The sequence below is a fragment of the Planococcus beijingensis genome (assembly GCF_016820615.1).
Taxonomy (GTDB): domain Bacteria; phylum Bacillota; class Bacilli; order Bacillales_A; family Planococcaceae; genus Planococcus; species Planococcus notacanthi.
This window is the reverse complement of record NZ_JADHDZ010000009.1, coordinates 53,568-71,637: the sequence shown is the minus strand read 5'-3', so window position 1 is coordinate 71,637 and position 18,070 is coordinate 53,568. Positions and strand designations below refer to the sequence as shown.

The following is an 18,070-nucleotide window of genomic DNA, read 5'->3' as shown; positions in this document are numbered from 1 at the left end:
TCCTTCATCATAAAAAACTGCCTGGTCTAGCTGACCTGGCAGTTTTTTCTTACCTTTTTTAGTTAATGCAAAAAGTTAAGCCTTATTGGGCAGAGAAAGAAACGTATTTAAAAACTCTACTTCCATTCAGTAGCAAAAGAAAAAGAGCCTTCTTTAGGCTCTTTGAATCCATTTTTTAGTTTAATAATGGTGGCTTGACCTTTTCCGGCCGTTTTTCGGAACGATAATAGTTGATCATCCTCGCTACTTGTAAGAGCGGCAATAAAATCAGCACATACAAGAGCGGTTCCATATCCATAAAGAATAATAGGAGCGCAATGAGGTTCGGTAAAAAGATCAGAAACCCAATCGCCATCTTCTTCCACGATTCATAAACGAGAGCACCAATCGTATACCAGAGGGAGACTGCTAATAGAATCCAAGGCAGGTACATCAAACTGAAAAAGTACAAGAAAACGGAAACGTTATCGAACCAACTCATACAGAATCCCTCCTTTTACAATGCATTATTTCCTCCTCATTATACCCTGCATCATTTCTACGTCTGTTTTATTCATGCTCATCCGCACGTTCTGTAGAGAGCCATCCAGCGCAAATCCAACGTTCTACTTTTCCCTTTTGGCGGCAACATCCGGCTCTTATTTTTAATAAATGGAGTAACTTGATTACAGCAGCCTGCCTTTAGCTAACCTAGAAAAAATAGAAAAAGATGCGTTTCATACACAAAAACTTTGCTGTCTACTGTTTTATAAAATAATGGCTAGAAATAAGGAAGAAATCCAGAAAAAATGTATTGTCGGTTGGATCTTCGTAGCTTATGATGAAGATGTAAATAACTTACAGGGAAGAAGGCGATGTGTTGAAGAAGACCCTAAGTATCCTTATGTCCGTCTTCCTGTTGGCTGGGCTTGTTTCTATGCCTTCCGCTTCGATGGCGGCTACCCCAACAATGAAAGTACATTTTATTAACGTCGGCCAAGGTGATGCTACCTACATCAAGATGCCGGGCGGCGAGGACGTCCTGATTGACGGTGGGCGGCAAGGACAGGGAGATGAAGTTATTGCTTATCTCAAGAAACAGAAAGTCGATGACATTGAGATTATGATTGCCACGCATCCCGACGCTGACCACTTGGGTGGTCTGGATGAAGTGCTCAAAGCTTATAAAGTCGAGTCGGTCTATGCACCGAAAGTGGCCCATACGACCGATGCTTATAAGAATTTCCTGACTGCTGTCAAGGCAGAGAAACTGACTATCAAGACAGCAAAGGCCGGTGTGAAACTTCCTCTGAAGACTGGGACGGCCAAGTTTATCGGACCGACACGCGACTATGGCAAAACCGATTTGAACAACTGGAGCGCCGTGTTGCACGTCACGTACAACAAGAACAAGTTCCTGTTTACTGGCGATGCCGAAAAAACTGCCGAATCGGACATGGTTAAGGCCAAGCAGATGCTCCTTGCCGATGTCATTAAGGTTGGGCATCATGGAGCCAAGACTTCCTCCAATGCGGGCTTCCTAAAAGTCGTAAAGCCGAAATATGCGGTAATTAGCGTTGGAAAGAATTCGTATGGCCATCCATCCACTGAAGTACTGAACCGATACAAGCCGTACAAGACGACGATTTATCGGACGGATCAAAAAGGCAACATCATCTTCACTTCGACCGGAACCAAAATCACAGTTGCTACGGTGAAATAATCATGAAGCCCTTAAAAGGAATCATCGATCGGTTTGAAGAGAACATTGCAGTTGTTGAAATTGAAGGGATTACTCGCGACTTTGACAAGAGCATCTTTCCAGCAACAGCGGAGCCGGGTGACTTTGTTGAAATCATTGGAGATCGGGTGACCCTTCTTAATGAGGAAACCGAGAAGCGTAGAAAAGAGATCGAAGAGTTAATGGATGAGCTTTGGGAGGATTAAATTCTCTTGCTAATTCTTCTCTAACTAAATTTGAAGAAAAAAGGCAGCATATGCAGACAAAAACGGATACCGTCTCTAGACAGAGACGGTATCCGTTTTTGTGACATTCAGTCTAAGGAAAGGACAACTTTAATTTTACTCTGCCCATTTCACATGGCTATATCTCTTTCAGGACTTTTATTGGTCAAAGGGTAATCGTCGGTTTTCGTCTTTGTAAATTGAGTACATGGTGCCGACACTTTTCATGGCGGAACAGGTCGCATCACTACAAGCGAAAATATGGGTTTGCGTATCGGTGTAAACATTTACCGTAAAGTTGTAAGGGAAGGTCCCACCTTTTGACTTCTCCAAGAATCGATCGATCGCAATCACCTTCTCCTTGCTGGCGATCTCATGATAATCGGCACTTTCTACTGTTTTTTGCACCATTTCGCTTAACGCGATTTCTTCTTCCGCTGTCGGTTGAAATAACAGCCAATCTCCCAACAGAAATAAATTAATTCCCAAGCTGACAATGAATAGCACAAGTACAAGTTTCTTTTTCATCGTGATACTCCCTTTTTAATCTTAAATAGCGACAAGTATTTTATTGAGCATACATTTTTTAGGAGCGTTTTGTCTTTATAAATTTATTTTCTCTGTGTAACTGATTATTTAAGGTTTATTACCGAAAGAAAAAAGAGCGCGTCAACGAAACACAAGCCCAGATATATCAACGATTTGAATGTATCTTTTTTCTACTAATTTCAGTTTCACTTATTTTTCTCAGGAAGTTAATAAAACCGGGGTTTTGAATGTAACTTAATTACACTTAAGTTACATTCAGATTCAATAAAAGAATTCTACTTCTTTGAAAAACGAAACCTTACTGGAAGTTAATTAGTAGAATGGTTAGGCTTAATTTATTTACGAGTAAAAATAAGTGGTTACTTGAAAGCCTAAAGGAGGCGAAAAAGTGAAAATTTTTTATTGGAATTTATCAGATAAGGAGAAATTTATAAGGTCACTTTGGGGAGGAGTATTAGCATTATTACTTTTATATTTTGCTGCTTACATGTATGAAGGTGATACGTTCGTGAAAATTTATCTACCAATAATTGTAACTCTATGTATGTTAATTTCGCTAGTTTATAAGTATCGGAAATATAAAAAAACAGAGTAATCTAAGATTATTTAAACTCTGTTAACGTTGAATTTGAATGTAACTTACTTGCTATTAAGTTACATTCAAATTTAAAAATAGAACTATTTATTAGATCTTTGCTTTCTCTTATCGAGCACAACCCAAGCATAATAGATGGCCAATCCAACAATTAATATAAGGGTTGGAATGAACTGAAACTCGTTTGGAAGAAAAATATACAGCAGCACGGCCAGTAAACCCAAAGGTAATACAAGAGCAAACCAAATCCTCACTCTTTTATTTTGAAAGCTCATATCGAAACGTTCCACCTGTTTCACCCCTTTTCAAACTGGTTCTTTTGCTATTTTGAATGTAACTTAATTCACAATAAGTTACATTCAAAATCTTTATTTTTAGATGGTTTGAAGATTATTTAAAAATTGTATTTCAAGGAATTTATGAGTTTGAATCATCAAATGCAGCATATACTTTATATTTATTTTCCGCATTTTCATCCTTGGTATATACTCTGCAGTTTTCGATGGCAGCTAATCTAAAAGCTAGAGCATAAGCTATTTTATAGTCAGGAGTACTATAACTATCATAAAGCCTTCCGTACATTTCATTTGCAATTGAATCAGCCCATACATCAGCTTCACGCATCGTATCGAATATGATCTCCTCTTCTTTGCATCGACTCATCGCATTTTCATCTCCAGTATGAAAATTTATTTTACCATGTGCCTTTCTTGCTTGATCTGAATGTAACTTATCTGCACATAAGTTACATTCAAAACCTAGTCTTTGTTGGTTATTTTCCATCTAACTCAGCTGCCCATCCTTTAAACCAATCGGGAGGTAATTCTAACTTGGAGAAGTCCATCTTCATTAGCTTTTCATGAGAATAAAACTCATACCAATGCAAATCCCATTGACACTCAATATCTCTTGCAATAACAAAAGCTAATTCTTCTTGTTCATCTAAATCTTCATCTTTCCAAGCCATCGTTAAATTATCGCACCACATGCAAAAATCTACTTGAGGAAATGAGTTTTCTCTCTTGCATACGGCATCTAAAAGAGCTTTAAGACTTTCAGAGGAATAAGGAAGATTAATACTGGTCTTATTCCAATTCCATTCCACACTGAACACTACCTTCGCTTATTTATTCCAGATCCTTGCCCATAAATTTCGCGTGTCTTTTGGAGGTGTTATCGCCTGAGGTTCACTTTCTTTTTGCTATAAGGAGGATTCTGGCGCATCTATATTGAATTCCACAAGCAATAGTGAGCTAGTTGCTGCTAATGCTCTCCTATCCGATTCAATTTGTGTTTCATTTCTTCCAAGACTTCGACGAACAAGAAGTCGCGCTTTCGCATCTCTTCTTTCAAACTTCGGTTCTCTTCTTCAATGTCTTCTAGTTTTTTTAGATAAGGGCCGCGGTGACGTCATCATAACGAGACAACGAAAGAGGTACAAGTACCGTTAAGAGAGACTATTCTTCTAATACTGAAAACTAACCATGAACGCACCAAAGCCAAAAAAATTATAATGTAAACAACAGTTTACATCAAAAAGCTCAGGTGCCTTTTTACTTTATTGGCTCCTGAGCTTTTTATAAGTAAAAATTTTCTTTTTCCTTAATCATATAAAAGCTAACTGAAAAGACATATAAACTTGGATATTAGGTTGCCTCATTCTGCAATATCTCATTTTCCTTTTCTTCAATATATTCATTGACCAATACAAGTAGAAATCTGTCTCGGTCAATTATACTACTCCATAAATCAATTGCTTTTGCCAAACCTACCCCTGCTATTAAGAGAAAAAAATAACTAATAACTAATTGTATATTGCTCTTATCTGAGAAATTTAAGAAAGTGATTACAGCGGCTCCAATTAAAGCAATTAATATACTTTGAGAGGAACTCAAAAGAGAAGGGAAGCGCGGGCTATTAATTTTAAGTTCTAAGTACTTTTTATAGCTCTTCCACCCTTTTAAATCTCTGAGTTCTAAAGAGATTTCTTTTTTGATCATATTACAATTCTCTTCAAATTCTTCTACAGTAAAATTTTTTTTATCGGATAATCGTTTTTTTATATCTATCGATGGATAGGGGTGACCTAGCCACTCATACAAGGTGTATTTAGCTTTTAATCGCTTCTCATACCAATTAAATATTTTATTTGATAAGTAATCCGAAGCGAAAATCATTATATTGAAAATTATAGCAATTAGTAAATAAGCCAGTACTATTTCAATTAACTTTATATTATCTAGATATGATTGCCATAATGGATTTATAGATATTAAAAATAAAATGATATTTATTATTAAATACGCATTTCTTTTATTTTTCAAAAACCTTCCCCCTTCAAAATGAACATCCATTACCTTTATCAGTTGTAACGCTAGTCGTGGAATGAGCGAAGAAAATTAAACTCTATTTGCTTTTTTAAAATGAAATTACTAAACAAAAGTTTTCCCTAATTTCATTTGGTAATTCAACATTCACTTATAACGCTCAAAAACGAGCTTTAAAGCCGATGTAAGCGACGTTGGCGTAATTCCCAATAATCCCACCATTTCATCAAACGACTTCTCCTGCACCTTATACAAGTCGTAAATATAGGCCATCCGAACCTCTTCCGTCTTAAACGGTTTGGGTAACAGCGCAGTTAAACCAGAATAGATATCCTTCATGTTGTTCCGCACATAATCCGGTCCGTATTTCTTATCCGATGAAACCAGGTAATCATGCTCCCGAAAAACCGCGCGCTCCATCGCCTGTACAATAACCGCTACGTCTGTCGGATCCTCAAAAACCAGCTGCCAGAAAACATCTTGAGACGTTACAAAGTTCATTTCCACTCGATCCCCTAAATCATGAAAATGCCTACTTCGTAACCGTTCAATCTCCCGCATTCGAAACCCAGCCATCGCAAACAGGAAATAAAGCTTGGCATTCAACATCAAATTTGGATGCTGCAGCACCTTTTTCTTTTCCTGCACAAATTCCAGATACACAAGCTGCGCCACTGGTTTCTCTATCACCAGTTGGTATTCAAATTTAGGCATGAAATCAACCGGCACCTTCCCCACCTTCCACAAGTAATGGAAATACTGACGGATATGGGACAGTTTCCGTTTGACCGTAGCCGGCTTCAACCCTTTCGCCTTCTCCTGATCCAAGAATGCCCGGACATCCGCAGGTTTGATTTCATACAGCTCCAGCTGCTTCTCATTCCGCAAGTTCACAAAACGAACAAATGACTTTAACAATTCCAATTCCGTCACCAGCGTACCAGGAGAAATCCCTTCTTTTAATCGATACTCCTCATAGCCATACAGCATCTTCATTCCCCTGCCCTTCTTTACATTTAGTTTAACAGGTCGACATAAGATCCCCAAAATCAATTCGTTAAGGCACAAAAAAACCAGTAGGTAAAATAAGGATTTCAAAAAAGAGCACGTATACAGATATGTATTGGCAGATTGGACAATTAAGAAGAATTGAATTTTTTTCCATTTGAAGAACGGTTTTCAGGGAAACTTGTCAGCAAAGCCAGTTGGACTTCAAGCTCCCACAGAGCGCTTGCGTTCTCACGTGAGCCGTTCATTAACGAGATTGCTTCATAGTACAGAGCACGATGTTGCTGGTTGAATTCAAGAGCACACTGAAGAAGCACGGCGACAGAGGTCAATCCCGTCTGTGCGCTGCGCCCTTTTCCGGTTCGTTTGATCAGCAGTTTCTTGGATTTGCGGACCACTTCGTTGAACGTGCTGCGGGGGATGCCGACGGCTTCACATAATGCGCTCTGGGTTGTCCATTTGATTGGCTGAACCGTACTGGTCTCCGATTGGATATAGGCAAGCAGATCCTCTTCCCACTCGTCGTAGTGGCTGCGGACGCGATCCTTCCGATCCTTCTTGAATTTGTACCAACCTCCGAGGTGATTCGTGACCGGAATATCCTTCCCTGGCAACCAGGCTTCTAATAACTCCTGGATATAAGTCTGACTTGCACCTTTGAAGCGGCCCTTGTAGGCGCTCTTGACGATTTTCTGAACCTCACTGTGACGCACAGGCACTTCAAGGGAGGAATTGTATTCGTCTAGCAGATCCAGTGTCTCCCCCTGTCCTTTTCCGGCACTGTAACAAGCCAAGGCGATTGTGTACATCAAGTTGTCGCGGCCGATTTGCCCCGCGCTTCCCTTTACGTAACGGGTGGCCAATAACTCGCGGAACCACTCGGCGTGTGTCGGATCAAGTGCCTCCTCTTTCGCTTCCACGACGAATAATCCACGGTTTTGGTCATCGTCTTGCCGTTTCGACCACGAAATCAGGTTGTGCAGGGAAAAGACCATCTTTTCGGAGAACCAGCGGACGTTGTCTTCTGAAGGCATGCGGAAAAAGCCAAAGTCATTGCAGGAAAGATCCACTCCCTGCAACACCTTGGCCAAGCTGCGCCGGATGTTCTCGGAAATGCGTTTCGCGACCTTCAAGCCGCGGTAGTCGTTCTGGTTGCTGATGAACAGCGGCGTTTCCAGCACAAAATAGACCTGAAACCCTTTCGGCGTCTCCAGGACCATCGTTGGAATGCCCACGCTGTAATCGAGCGCAGCGGTCAGAATTTCCGTATACGGCTGTTTCTTCGTGTCGATGTCGACGACAAACGTATTGATTTGCTGCAGGTTCTTTTCGGTGTGTCCCTTGAGATGCCACTTTTCTTTATCGACGTACCCTAAGTAATTGTGTACATTGGGGGTCCAATGAGAAAGTTCAACAGAATCCTCCAAGAGAGTCTCTTTCGACGTAATCACGTACCCTTTGACACCACCAGGTGTCGATAGATCTTCCTTGGAACGCGTAACGCCAATCGCACCTTTTTTATGTTTCTTTGTTTGTTTCTGATCTTCGATTAAGTGAGGAAGAGGGGCAGATGAGTTTTTTTTCTTGTAACTATGGATTCCTTCATGGAGAAGTATTTCAAAAACATTAGTCATCATTAACACAAAGCAGCCCCCTTCCCTATCCAATAATAACTCTACAGATTTCCTTCTACCTCATAACCTAAAGCAATGAATAGAGTCTGTAAATAGCGTTATATCAGGGTTTCCAAGGGCACAAAAGTAGATATTTCCACTTTTCTACTTTTGTTAGAATAAAATTCTTTTTCGCATAAGTAGATATTTCTACTTTTCTACTTATGTTATAAACGAGAGCATTCTAGCATAAGTAGATATTTCCACTTTTCTACTTTAGTGAGAATATATCATTATTATTGCACAAGTAGATATTTCTACTTTTCTACTTGTGCTAGAATATTTTTCATTCTCACAAAAGTAGATATTTCTACTTTTCTACCTACGTAATATTTAGTTTGAACTTCGCACAAGTAGATATTTCTACTTTTCTACTTATGTAGTTAGCGTGATAATTTACGAGCACTTTATATTGTCTACAAACATTGTCTCCTAAGGGTTTAAACTAAAATTTCTTCTAATTACTTTATAACAGAAGTAGATATTTCTACTTCTGTTATAAAGTAATTCATTTTAACGCAAGTAGATATTTCTACTTTTCTACTTATGTTAATAATAAATCTATTCTCACATAAGTAGATATTTCTACTTTTCTACTTATAGCTAATTAAGCTCAGTTTATAAATGAAGTAGATATTTCCACTTTTCTACCTATGTTAGAACTATCTCTATTCTCACAAAAGTAGATATTTCTACTTATCTACTTACGTTAATAACAAGTTCATCCTCACATAAGTAGATATTTCTACTTTTCTACTTATGGTTAGATCTTTCATCAAATATTACAGTTGTATTACATTTAACTTTATATTCTCACGAACTTCCACTTGTGTTATTATCAGATATATACAGAAGTAGAAGTTTGTTAGGTAGAAGTTTGTTTAGAAGATAAAAATTAGGAGGAATAGCGATGGTAGCCAAAACAATAGTTGTAGGTAATTTTAAAGGTGGAGTAGGAAAAACCAAAGTCTCGGTAATGACGAGCTGGGAGTATGCAAAAGTACATAATAAAAAGGTATTGCTTGTTGATATGGACCCCCAGGGAAATGCGAGTACCTTGATTGCTCGATCAGCAGGAATTGAAGAGATTAATCAAACTATATTTGATGGCTTCAAGAATGGTAATCTCCGAGATGTGGTTGTCAAAGTTACAGAAAATCTCGATTTGATTCCTGCAGCTGTTTCTTTCAAAAACTTTTCAAAATTTTTATATCAAAACTATCAAAATGATTTAGATCAAATTACTTTATTAAAAACACTACTAGAACCATTAAAAGCAGATTATGACTATATTTTCATTGATGTACCACCGACTATCAGTGATTACTCTGACAATGCCATGATGGCTTCTGATTATGTCCTTATTATATTGCAAGCCCAAGAACTATCTTTGGAAGGTGCCGAAACTTATGTATCGTATCTGCAATTTATGGCAGACGAATATGAAGCAGATATACAAGTTCTTGGTGTATTGCCAGTTCTTCTTAGAGCAGGGGGCCGAGTTGATCAAAGTACAGTTGAACGTGCCACTGAACTTTTTGGAGAGGATAATGTCTTCAAAAATGTTATAAAGCATTTAGAACGCTTAAAGGCTTGGGATGTAACCGGAATTAAAAACGAGGATCATCATGATCGTAAAGCACATCAAACCTTTTTAGATGTAGTGGATGAAATCGAGGAAAAACTTGCAAGATTTGAGGAGGAAAATACCCATGTCTGAAAACTCAAAGAAAGGACCTTTAATTAAGAAAAAAACAAAAACTAATACTCTTGAGAGACCAAAACCTGTAGTAATAAGTAGCCAAAACGATTTTAAGTTTAATAATGAGCAATCAAATCCACTACAACTTACAAGTAATGAGCCTATCAATAAAGAAAAGGCTGTCTCAATTCCTTCAGTAGAGAAAAAAACTGCAATTCCAGTTTCTGAACTAAAGACAAAACCTGCTCGCAAAACTAAGTCGGTAGTGGGTAAAAATAATAATGTCAAATCTATTAAAGTTCCTCATGATCTTCATACTCAAATTGGAGTCCTTGGAAAATTCATGGACGAAAATAAAACCTATGCTATCATTTCAGAACTTGTAGAATATTACACAAAAAATGAATTGACTGACAGACAACAAAAGCAATTTGAGTATATGACAGAATTCTTTAATGAAAATGAAGAATAATCATATTGAGTTCTTATTATTCTTTCCTTAAAAACCATCCACCTAACACAAGTAGATATTTCTACTTGTGTTAGGTGGATATTTCTACTTTTGCGAGGTAGATTTTTCTACCTTTGTTAGGTAGATAATTAAACAGATTTTATTTTAGAAGATTTAGTCAGATGTATGCTTGCATACGTGTATACGCATATGCAAGCATGCCAGTATCTGATAACAATTAAAAATGCTGAGGGTTTCATGTTTTACAAAAGAAAATATAGAATGATTGTAAATCATATCTGATTGGCTGCTAGTTTCATATAGAAGTGATAGAGGATAAATATTGCAAATGATTTGAGCTCCGTGTGTAAAATTTTGTGCCAGTCAATAAGGAATGAAGAACCATTAAATAAAACTATTATTGAAGTGCTAAAATGAAAAAGAAAATCAACTATTTAATTGTACTTTTAACGACCATCTTTATGTTGGGCTGGACCGAATCAGAAAAAATCCGCAAGAGATTGTTACCCTTGAAACAGATGTTCAAGAAGGAACCTAGCTGAAACAAATAAAAGGAGGGAAAAGAAGAAATGACCCCTGCGGTGTTAATGAACCAGTAGTAGAGAACACACCTACACAAGCCAATAATGAATAGTTCGAAGGATACGAACTTATTGAAATGGATAGTGGTGATTTGTCTAGATATCGTGAACTCAACACTATCGTTGTAAGTGTACCGGACTCAACAGTTGATAAGTTTTTATAAAAGAAGGAGGGAATAGCGATGGAAATTGCGAGAGTAAAAGAGAAGTTCATGAATGCGGATATTAAATTGAAGGGGCTTTTTTTTCTGGGGATCATCTTATTTGTAGCAACACTTCCCAAAGGCTTATTTTTACCGTTGGGCGTGTTGGTAGTTTTGGCCATGTTTTCTGAAAGCCTTTGGAGCGGACTGGTTTACATCTTTAAAACAATCCTTCGGTTCGCTATCGGGATTGCTACGCTGCTCCTTGCATTTTACCTAATCATGCTGATCGTAACGTATTTCTTTACTTGATAGCTTCTTAATCCTCGAACATTTTGTGATCGAAAAATTCGGACAGCGTCATGCCGAATCCATGAGCAATATTCTTAATCGTGTTGATCCGCGGATACTTGGATCTGCCAGACATTATTTCGGCCATGGTGGATTGTTTGACGCCCGAGCGTCTGATCAACTCGTTTGGAGTCCATCCTCTTTCCTTCAATAGCTGCTGAATTCGAGTAGTCACTGCCTCATCAATTTGCATACAATACCTCTTTTCATTTACATTCTGGTTTATGCCATGTACCGCTTGTACTCACCAGATCATTTATAAATCTTTAATACAAGATATTTTACCTCAAACTATAATCCCTAACAATGGCAATAGATTTCCTACAAAATTCAGATAAAATCAAAATGATACATAAGTCATCGTGTCGGGTGTGTATATGCCCACGTTTCGTGTTCCTTTATCCCGAACTGCAAAAACCCTCCTACAATACCCACCTATATTCGACACCATTCGACTTAAAAACTAAAAACGCCGCTCTTACAAAAAACCCTAGAAATAGGGCTTTATCGGCCTAAAGTATCGGTATACTGTTTTATTTATCGGTATACCGTTGTAATATTATCGGTATGCTGATACACTCAAATCACTAAATTGCTATGTTTTTAGAACCGTTGATAGGGGGATTTAAAATGCCTGTATGGTTTGGCGATTGGATCAAGGAACAACGAATGGCACTCGGCATTTCCCAGTCGGAGTTATCCGACAGGACCGGCAAACAGATTCCGCAAAGCACCATCAGTATGTGGGAACAGCGAAAAAACGAAAACCCGACCGCTCAGAATGTGAGATTACTGGTCGAGTCACTGGGAATATCCATGAAGAACTTTCCTTGGGAGCATGTCCGGTTTAAAGACAAGAACACGGAAGCGAGGTGTAATCAGATGGCAGAGCGGTTTTATCTATATGAATTGGCATCGGCATCCAGCTTAAAAACATTCGAAGGAAAGACGTATGAATTGAAAGGAGCTGTTGGTGTGGAGAAAGAGTCCGGCGAAGTTCGTCACATTGCGGATCTCTACTATCGAACGCGTTCAGTGATTTCGGACAAACAGCTTCTGGCCAAACGGAAGAATGCCCACGACGAATTGTTGAAAGTAAACGGTATTAAAAAAGTAAAATGAGCCATCAGTAGCATGCCATTAAGAACAGTAAGCAACAAAAAGGACAACTTCATAGTGCGTGTCTGTCGCAAATGGCAACTTGCGGTATAGATATACGTCGAGATGGTTTGGCCAGAGTCTCCTAAAACTGGCTGTTGTCCCGTTGCCACATTGTAGTTCTGGGTGAGCTAAAAACCCTGTGCGTTGCAGCTATAGGCTGCATAGAGTTAGCGAATGAACCGGCTATAAATTCGCCTATCCTTACTGTTCTTAATGGTGTGCTACTACCAAACAACTCGAAAGGCGGTTTTAGGAATGGCAGCAACGAAAGAACAAAAAGAACTGAAGACGAATGCAGAGGATCTCTTGGCCTATAACGGCAAAGATTACGACGACTGGTTAGAGGAAAAGCATCGGGAAGTGATTTCCGAGAACATTCCGTTGTTGATGAACCTCTTGAAGAAGGAACGGAAAGCCGTCAGTCCTGGATCGGCTTCATAAAACGAAGAAGAAAACGACTAGGGAGGGTTTTCAATGGATGGATTAATCGACACAGGTCTCGCCATATTGGAATGGGCGCAAAGACTGGGCTTAATCGCCGCAGCTATCGCTTTTTGTGCTGGAGGGTACTTCCTGATGCTGGGCGGAGATCGCGGACGGCCGAAAGCAATCGGCTTTTTTATCGGAGCAGCGGTCGGATTAGTTGTGGTAATGGGTGCCTATGGGATTGCAGAAAGCATTGACAGCAACATTAAATTTTAATAACTATACAAGAAGAAGCCGCTCCGGAATGAGCGGCTTCTTTCTATTAACCGGCGAAAGGAGAATTATTATATGTTGAAGATATTATTCGTGGGCGCTCCTGCTGATTCCATTCCGAACCATGAGAAGCTGGAGTTTAGCCAAGCGGTGGCACTCACGCACGAACTGGAATTGGCTTACCGCAACGAACAACACGAAGCAGCTGCGGAGTTCTTTGTCATCGGCAAAGATGGCCTTGATCTATATAAAGGGGTATTCAACTTTGGGTCCTACGATTATCCGAATCTTTATCACCAGATCAAGGACAAGGCGACAAAAATCCGCGTGGATAAGGATAAACAGGCAGACAAGCTCTTTTTGTTGGAACAGATTGAAAAACAAACGCCGGAAGAATTCAAGAAAGAGGAAACGATTGACCGGACACTCGTCAATGTCGATAAAGACCGCATCTCCCGTTTGAAGAAGTGGCAGCGGGTTACGGTATACTCCTTAGCCGGCGTCTTAGGCGCAGGGTTGTTGTTCCTGGGCGCTTTGTTCTTCCTGCAGAAAGTGCAGTATGAGCGAGCTTTGGAGGAAGGACGAAGCATTGTTGACCAGCAGGAACAAACGATTGAAACCTATGAATACGGCTTATTGGGAGAAGAGGAAGAGTTCTTGGAATCCCTAGAAGCCCAGGACACGTTGAGTGAAAGCCAAAAACGGATACTGGCCGCTCTTTATCTCGAAAAAAGTGAATTTGAGAAGGCTGTAGAGATCATGGAGGATACCGTGTATGTGGAAACGCTCATCCTGAAGAACCCTCAATTGGACAAAGAGGAGAAAATCAAGCAAATCAATGAGTTCAATCAGCTGTATCCGACAAACGAAGCCCGATTCGATTTGGCTTACTTTGAAGGAGACTACGAATTGATGATGAACCTCCCTTCCATCAACATGACGGTCGAACGTTCCGAGATGAAAACGTATGGCTTGCTGAAACTTGGAAAGCTTGAAGATGCCAAAGCAGAGCTGAACAATAACAACAGCGATGAATTGAAACAGAAAATTGATTTGCACGAAGTCCTGACAGCCGAAATCAAAACACTTGAGGATAAGTTAGCGGAAGCCAAGAAAGCCAAGAAAAAGGACGACAAGGCCATTAAAGGCATCACGGATGAATTGAAGAAGAAACAAGACGAATTGGCGACGCTGTAAAGGAGGAAGAGATGGATGTTCAATGAAAGTTTTATTTATTACCTGAAGAAGATCGGGATTCCATTGCTGCTACTGGCGCTGTCATTCTTGGTCTTTTTTCTTACACTGAATACCTTGTTGAATGTAATCGTTGAAGTGTTCCAAAAGACATTCAATACCCGAAGCCTACTTGAACCGGAGCCGATCAATCTGACAGTGGAAATGTTTTATACTTTCCCCTTCTTAGAAACAGCAAGCCTTGTCTATGCTGTGCTGTTCTTGTTCGCGTTTGTGCCGGCTGTTGTACTTACATTCAAATACATCACCAACTTTGGCCAAATCAAGAAGGAGCAGAAAGGCAGTGCCCGTTTCACTACGTTTAAGGAAATCCAGCAACAGTACCGAGATGTCCCCGAAAAAGGGGAGAAGTTCAAAGGCAGCGGCGGGGTGCCGGTGGCCCGGCATAAGAAGCGGATCTTCATCGATGACAGTCCCGTGAATAACATGGTCATCGGAACCACGCGAAGCGGGAAGGGGGAAACATTCGTCTTCTCGGCCATCGACATCTACAGCCGTGCCGAGAAGCAAGCCAGCATGATTCTGAACGATCCAAAAGGCGAACTGTACGCAGCTTCCAAAGATACGCTCGAAGGGCTGGGGTATCACGTCGAAGTCCTGAATCTGATGAATCCCATCCAGAGCATGTCCTACAATCTGCTGCAGCTCACCATCGATGCGTTCATGGAAGGCAACTATTCCTTATCACAGCAATACGCCCGCTCCGTGGCCTTCATGCTTTACCACGACCCGAAAGCAAAGGATCCCTTCTGGGCGAACTCGGCAACGGATTTATGTACTGCGCTTATCTTAGCTTTGTGCGAACAATGCAAACTGGAGCGGGAGAAAATCAACATGTACAACGTCGCGTTGATGCTCTCGGATTTAGGGACGCGCACCGTGATGAATGAAGACGAAGAGGAAGTAAGTGCCCTGGATGATTTCTTTTCCAAGTTCCCTGAGAATCATCCGGCCAAGATGCAGTATGCAACGATCAACTTCTCCAGCGGTCAAACGCGGGCCAGTATCTTAGCCAACGCCAATGCCAAACTCGGTGTCTTCACGCTGGACGGAACGGCAAAGCTGACATCTCGGAATTCATTCGATATGTCGAAAATCGGCTTTTCCCGCTGGATCAAAGGGAAGACCACTCCAGATACACGCATTCATGTCACTTTTTCTAGTAATGAAACGGCCACGATCCGGACGGACGCAGACGGCATGTTCACGCTGTTCCATAAGCACCCGCTACAGGTTGGCGATTCCTTCACTGTAAGGGCCGGCAAAGAGGAAACTGTGGTGAATGTCACTGGATTGATTGAACGGGAGCGGAAAGATGGCGTGAGGATTCACGAAGGGCTCCTGGAACACGAAGTTGTGAGTGGTAACGTGGAAATACAAGCACTCATGGAATTAGATAAGCCGACCGCGGTGTTTATGATTGTGCCGGATTACGATGCCACGTTGAACGTCATTGCGTCGCTTTACGTCAAGCAAGTCTATACGAACTTAGCCCGCATCGCCTCGAACTCGGAAGGCGGCAAGTGTCATCGTGAAGTCATCTTTATCCTGGATGAATTCGGGAACATGCCAGCGATTGAAGGGATGGCCAATATCGTCACGGTTTGCCTAGGCCGGAACATCCGCTTCAATTTGGTTATCCAAGCCTACGCGCAGCTTGAAAACCTGTATGGCGACGACTGGAAGACCATTGACGGCAACTGCGGGAATACACTCTATCTATTGACCGCAGACGAATCGACGGCTGAATTGATTTCCAAGAAACTGGGCGATGAAACGATCCTCACGAAGTCCCGCTCCGGCCAGACATTGTCCATGAGCAAGTCGAAGACAGAGAGTGTGGATTCGAGGAGACTGATGACGGCTACCGAAGTCATGGGGCTGAAAGAAGGGGAGATGATTGTGATCCGCATCATCAAACGCCAGGACAAGGACCGGAAGCGCATCAAGTCGTATCCGATTTTCTTGACCGGCAAAACCGCGCTCAAATATCGCTGGGAGTACCTGTCGGCGTATTACAATACCGATAATTCCATTAACGACATCGATATCCCATGCGAGCATTCCATGACGGACTTGAACCAGCTTCGGGCTTCATTTACTACGAATAACTTTGCGGATAACTTAATCAAACAGTTGCTAGAAAAGGAGGGTGCTGAAAAATCGGCAGCCGTCGCTTCGGTCAAACAGAAGAAAGCCGCTGCACGGCACGAGAAACGAAGAGCGGAGATGCAGAAAGAAATCGACTTCAATCAGTTCGTGAATGATCACTACAAAGTTCAGCAGCTCTTCAACAGTACCTTCCTTAAAAATGTCGATGCTGAAAACCCAGAACAATACCTGGACATGGGCATCGTCGACTTCCGTGAATTCATCTTGGCCAACAATCACCAAATCGAAGACAAGTTCTGCTCCGTCATCTTAACGAAGATAAACGGCACATTAACGAAAATAAAAGAAGAAGAGGAGCGTGTAACTGGATGAACGAGAAAATAGAGCAGCTGGACCGCTATTTGCTGTCGCGCGAAGACCGGCTCGATGCTGGAGAAGTCTTGACCGTTAAACTAACGGACGGCATGCTGACGGTGTATAAAGAAGAGAACCCGGATGGCAAAAAGAAAATTGTCACGTTGATTGAACAGTTTGACGACCAATTGGATCTAGCGGTACACGATTTACTAGCACAGCACCCGACTAAAGGAGGTCACCTAAAATGAATTACGCAGTTTCGTTTCTCTACCAGAGCGATGAATTCGAAATATCGGTCGGTACCAATCACGTCTTTGAAGCACAGAATAGGGAAGAAGCGATGAAGAAGGCCACAACCCTGCAAAAACTGTCAGATTATTTCTCACCCTATTACACCAAAGCGGAAGGCGATATTCTATTTGATGTGATGGAAAACAATTATTTTGACCAGGTATTTGTATTCGAATACACCTTTTACGATGAAACCAAAGGGGATTATCTAACCGTGGATGTAGGTGATGGAAAGGTCCTATCCCCTGTAATGAACCCAGCTTGTTATGTTAAGTTAGACAGAAGTGCATTTCTTCAATGCTTCAAAGAACATTACCCAGACAAAGAGGTAGTGACTTTCGGCTCCTTAAGTTACGGAGTGGAGGAAACCAGCGCGAAACTAAGGTAATGGTAATGAAGCATTGTCATAACTAATAATTAGGAGTGATTTTATGAAAAGAATCGTCGCTTTGGTAGGCATCGTTCTTCTATTAGCCGCTTGCAGTGAAAAGGAATACTTCAAACAGATTTACATCGGAGACATGAAAGAGTACATGGAAGAAGATAAAGATGGCTTTTTGTTAATTGTGAATGAAAACGACCAAGACTTTCAGGCGTATGTGAAAGAGGTAGCGGAGAACGAAAAGGTTGAAATCGGCATGTACAATTCGTATCTATCGGAAGAAGGAGCGGAAGAAAGCAATCCCGTCTTGCCGTTCGATGGCTTTGACCGGTACAACGAGCTTTATTATGTTGAGGACAATGAGGTGAAAGGGAATTTGGATGTGGAAAGTTACGAAGACATGGAGTTGACGCAAGAACTTGAGCATTTTGTAAATCTCCATAAATGATTTCCTGCGGTTTGATAAGGA

The 18,070-nt window shown here is 40.8% G+C and carries 22 protein-coding genes; 13 read left to right on the top strand and 9 right to left on the bottom strand.

Features of this window, described 5'->3' with window-relative positions:
• Positions 1–175: 175 nt before the first annotated feature.
• The gene (locus IRE19_RS17005; protein WP_203341310.1) at positions 176–481 is read right to left on the bottom strand and encodes a hypothetical protein; all 306 of its coding nucleotides are present in this window, start codon (positions 479–481) and stop codon (positions 176–178) included.
• A gap of 375 nt (positions 482–856) precedes the next feature.
• On the opposite strand from IRE19_RS17005, the gene IRE19_RS17000 reads away from it, so the two are divergent.
• Both IRE19_RS17000 and IRE19_RS16995 read left to right on the top strand, forming a co-directional pair.
• Positions 857–1,702 (top strand): MBL fold metallo-hydrolase, encoded by an 846-nt coding sequence (locus IRE19_RS17000; RefSeq protein ID WP_203341309.1) that lies wholly within the window; start codon positions 857–859, stop codon positions 1,700–1,702.
• Positions 1,703–1,704: 2 nt separating this feature from the next.
• The gene (locus IRE19_RS16995) at positions 1,705–1,926 is read left to right on the top strand and encodes a DUF3006 domain-containing protein (RefSeq protein ID WP_203341308.1); all 222 of its coding nucleotides are present in this window, start codon (positions 1,705–1,707) and stop codon (positions 1,924–1,926) included.
• A gap of 177 nt (positions 1,927–2,103) precedes the next feature.
• Here IRE19_RS16995 and IRE19_RS16990 read toward each other — a convergent pair whose 3' ends face one another.
• The 7 genes from IRE19_RS16990 to IRE19_RS16960 all read right to left on the bottom strand — a co-directional run bounded on the left by IRE19_RS16990 (position 2,104) and on the right by IRE19_RS16960 (position 8,060).
• The gene (locus IRE19_RS16990; protein ID WP_203341307.1) at positions 2,104–2,472 is read right to left on the bottom strand and encodes a hypothetical protein; all 369 of its coding nucleotides are present in this window, start codon (positions 2,470–2,472) and stop codon (positions 2,104–2,106) included.
• Positions 2,473–3,171: 699 nt separating this feature from the next.
• Entirely contained in the window at positions 3,172–3,378 is a 207-nt protein-coding gene (locus tag IRE19_RS16985) for a hypothetical protein (protein WP_203341306.1), read from the bottom strand.
• A 127-nt stretch (positions 3,379–3,505) separates the two neighbouring features.
• Positions 3,506–3,751, bottom strand: coding sequence for a hypothetical protein (locus IRE19_RS16980; RefSeq protein WP_068870671.1), 246 nt, complete (start codon positions 3,749–3,751; stop codon positions 3,506–3,508).
• A gap of 109 nt (positions 3,752–3,860) precedes the next feature.
• A complete protein-coding gene (locus IRE19_RS16975; RefSeq protein ID WP_203341305.1) occupies positions 3,861–4,193 on the bottom strand; it encodes a hypothetical protein in 333 nt (110 codons plus the stop codon).
• Between the two features lie 541 nt (positions 4,194–4,734).
• Positions 4,735–5,412 (bottom strand): hypothetical protein, encoded by a 678-nt coding sequence (locus IRE19_RS16970; RefSeq protein WP_203341304.1) that lies wholly within the window; start codon positions 5,410–5,412, stop codon positions 4,735–4,737.
• 150 nt (positions 5,413–5,562) lie between these two features.
• The gene (locus IRE19_RS16965) at positions 5,563–6,411 is read right to left on the bottom strand and encodes a site-specific integrase (protein ID WP_203341303.1); all 849 of its coding nucleotides are present in this window, start codon (positions 6,409–6,411) and stop codon (positions 5,563–5,565) included.
• A 143-nt stretch (positions 6,412–6,554) separates the two neighbouring features.
• A complete protein-coding gene (locus tag IRE19_RS16960) occupies positions 6,555–8,060 on the bottom strand; it encodes a primase C-terminal domain-containing protein (protein WP_238943292.1) in 1,506 nt (501 codons plus the stop codon).
• A gap of 946 nt (positions 8,061–9,006) precedes the next feature.
• Here IRE19_RS16960 and IRE19_RS16955 point away from each other — a divergent pair.
• From IRE19_RS16955 to IRE19_RS16945, 3 genes are all read left to right on the top strand, one after another.
• Positions 9,007–9,816 (top strand): ParA family protein, encoded by an 810-nt coding sequence (locus tag IRE19_RS16955; RefSeq protein ID WP_149456994.1) that lies wholly within the window; start codon positions 9,007–9,009, stop codon positions 9,814–9,816.
• Entirely contained in the window at positions 9,809–10,270 is a 462-nt protein-coding gene (locus IRE19_RS16950) for a hypothetical protein (RefSeq protein ID WP_203341301.1), read from the top strand. The genes IRE19_RS16955 and IRE19_RS16950 overlap by 8 nt, the downstream gene beginning before the upstream one ends.
• Positions 10,271–11,033: 763 nt before the next feature.
• Positions 11,034–11,306 (top strand): hypothetical protein, encoded by a 273-nt coding sequence (locus IRE19_RS16945; RefSeq protein ID WP_149456992.1) that lies wholly within the window; start codon positions 11,034–11,036, stop codon positions 11,304–11,306.
• Between the two features lie 7 nt (positions 11,307–11,313).
• On the opposite strand, the gene IRE19_RS16940 is transcribed toward IRE19_RS16945, so the two are convergent.
• On the bottom strand, positions 11,314–11,538 hold the full coding sequence (locus IRE19_RS16940) for a helix-turn-helix domain-containing protein (RefSeq protein ID WP_203341300.1): 225 nt from the start codon (positions 11,536–11,538) through the stop codon (positions 11,314–11,316).
• Positions 11,539–11,975: 437 nt separating this feature from the next.
• On the opposite strand from IRE19_RS16940, the gene IRE19_RS16935 reads away from it, so the two are divergent.
• The 8 genes from IRE19_RS16935 (at position 11,976) to IRE19_RS16900 (ending at position 18,049) form a co-directional block, all read left to right on the top strand.
• Complete coding sequence (locus IRE19_RS16935) at positions 11,976–12,467, top strand: helix-turn-helix domain-containing protein (protein WP_203341299.1); 492 nt, start codon at positions 11,976–11,978, stop codon at positions 12,465–12,467.
• Between the two features lie 294 nt (positions 12,468–12,761).
• A complete protein-coding gene (locus IRE19_RS16930; RefSeq protein ID WP_203341298.1) occupies positions 12,762–12,947 on the top strand; it encodes a hypothetical protein in 186 nt (61 codons plus the stop codon).
• Positions 12,948–12,980: 33 nt separating this feature from the next.
• Complete coding sequence (locus tag IRE19_RS16925; protein ID WP_203341297.1) at positions 12,981–13,208, top strand: hypothetical protein; 228 nt, start codon at positions 12,981–12,983, stop codon at positions 13,206–13,208.
• Between the two features lie 72 nt (positions 13,209–13,280).
• Positions 13,281–14,402 (top strand): hypothetical protein, encoded by a 1,122-nt coding sequence (locus IRE19_RS16920; RefSeq protein ID WP_203341296.1) that lies wholly within the window; start codon positions 13,281–13,283, stop codon positions 14,400–14,402.
• Between the two features lie 15 nt (positions 14,403–14,417).
• Positions 14,418–16,943 (top strand): VirD4-like conjugal transfer protein, CD1115 family, encoded by a 2,526-nt coding sequence (locus IRE19_RS16915; protein ID WP_203341295.1) that lies wholly within the window; start codon positions 14,418–14,420, stop codon positions 16,941–16,943.
• Positions 16,940–17,176, top strand: a complete 237-nt coding sequence (locus IRE19_RS16910) for a hypothetical protein (protein ID WP_203341294.1) — start codon at positions 16,940–16,942, stop codon at positions 17,174–17,176. Before IRE19_RS16915 ends, IRE19_RS16910 begins: the two co-directional genes overlap by 4 nt.
• Positions 17,173–17,607, top strand: coding sequence for a hypothetical protein (locus tag IRE19_RS16905; protein WP_203341293.1), 435 nt, complete (start codon positions 17,173–17,175; stop codon positions 17,605–17,607). The genes IRE19_RS16910 and IRE19_RS16905 overlap by 4 nt, the downstream gene beginning before the upstream one ends.
• A gap of 43 nt (positions 17,608–17,650) precedes the next feature.
• Positions 17,651–18,049 carry a membrane lipoprotein lipid attachment site-containing protein gene (locus IRE19_RS16900; protein ID WP_203341292.1) on the top strand — a complete coding sequence of 133 codons (399 nt, stop codon included), beginning with the start codon at positions 17,651–17,653 and terminating at the stop codon, positions 18,047–18,049.
• Positions 18,050–18,070 lie beyond the last annotated feature (21 nt).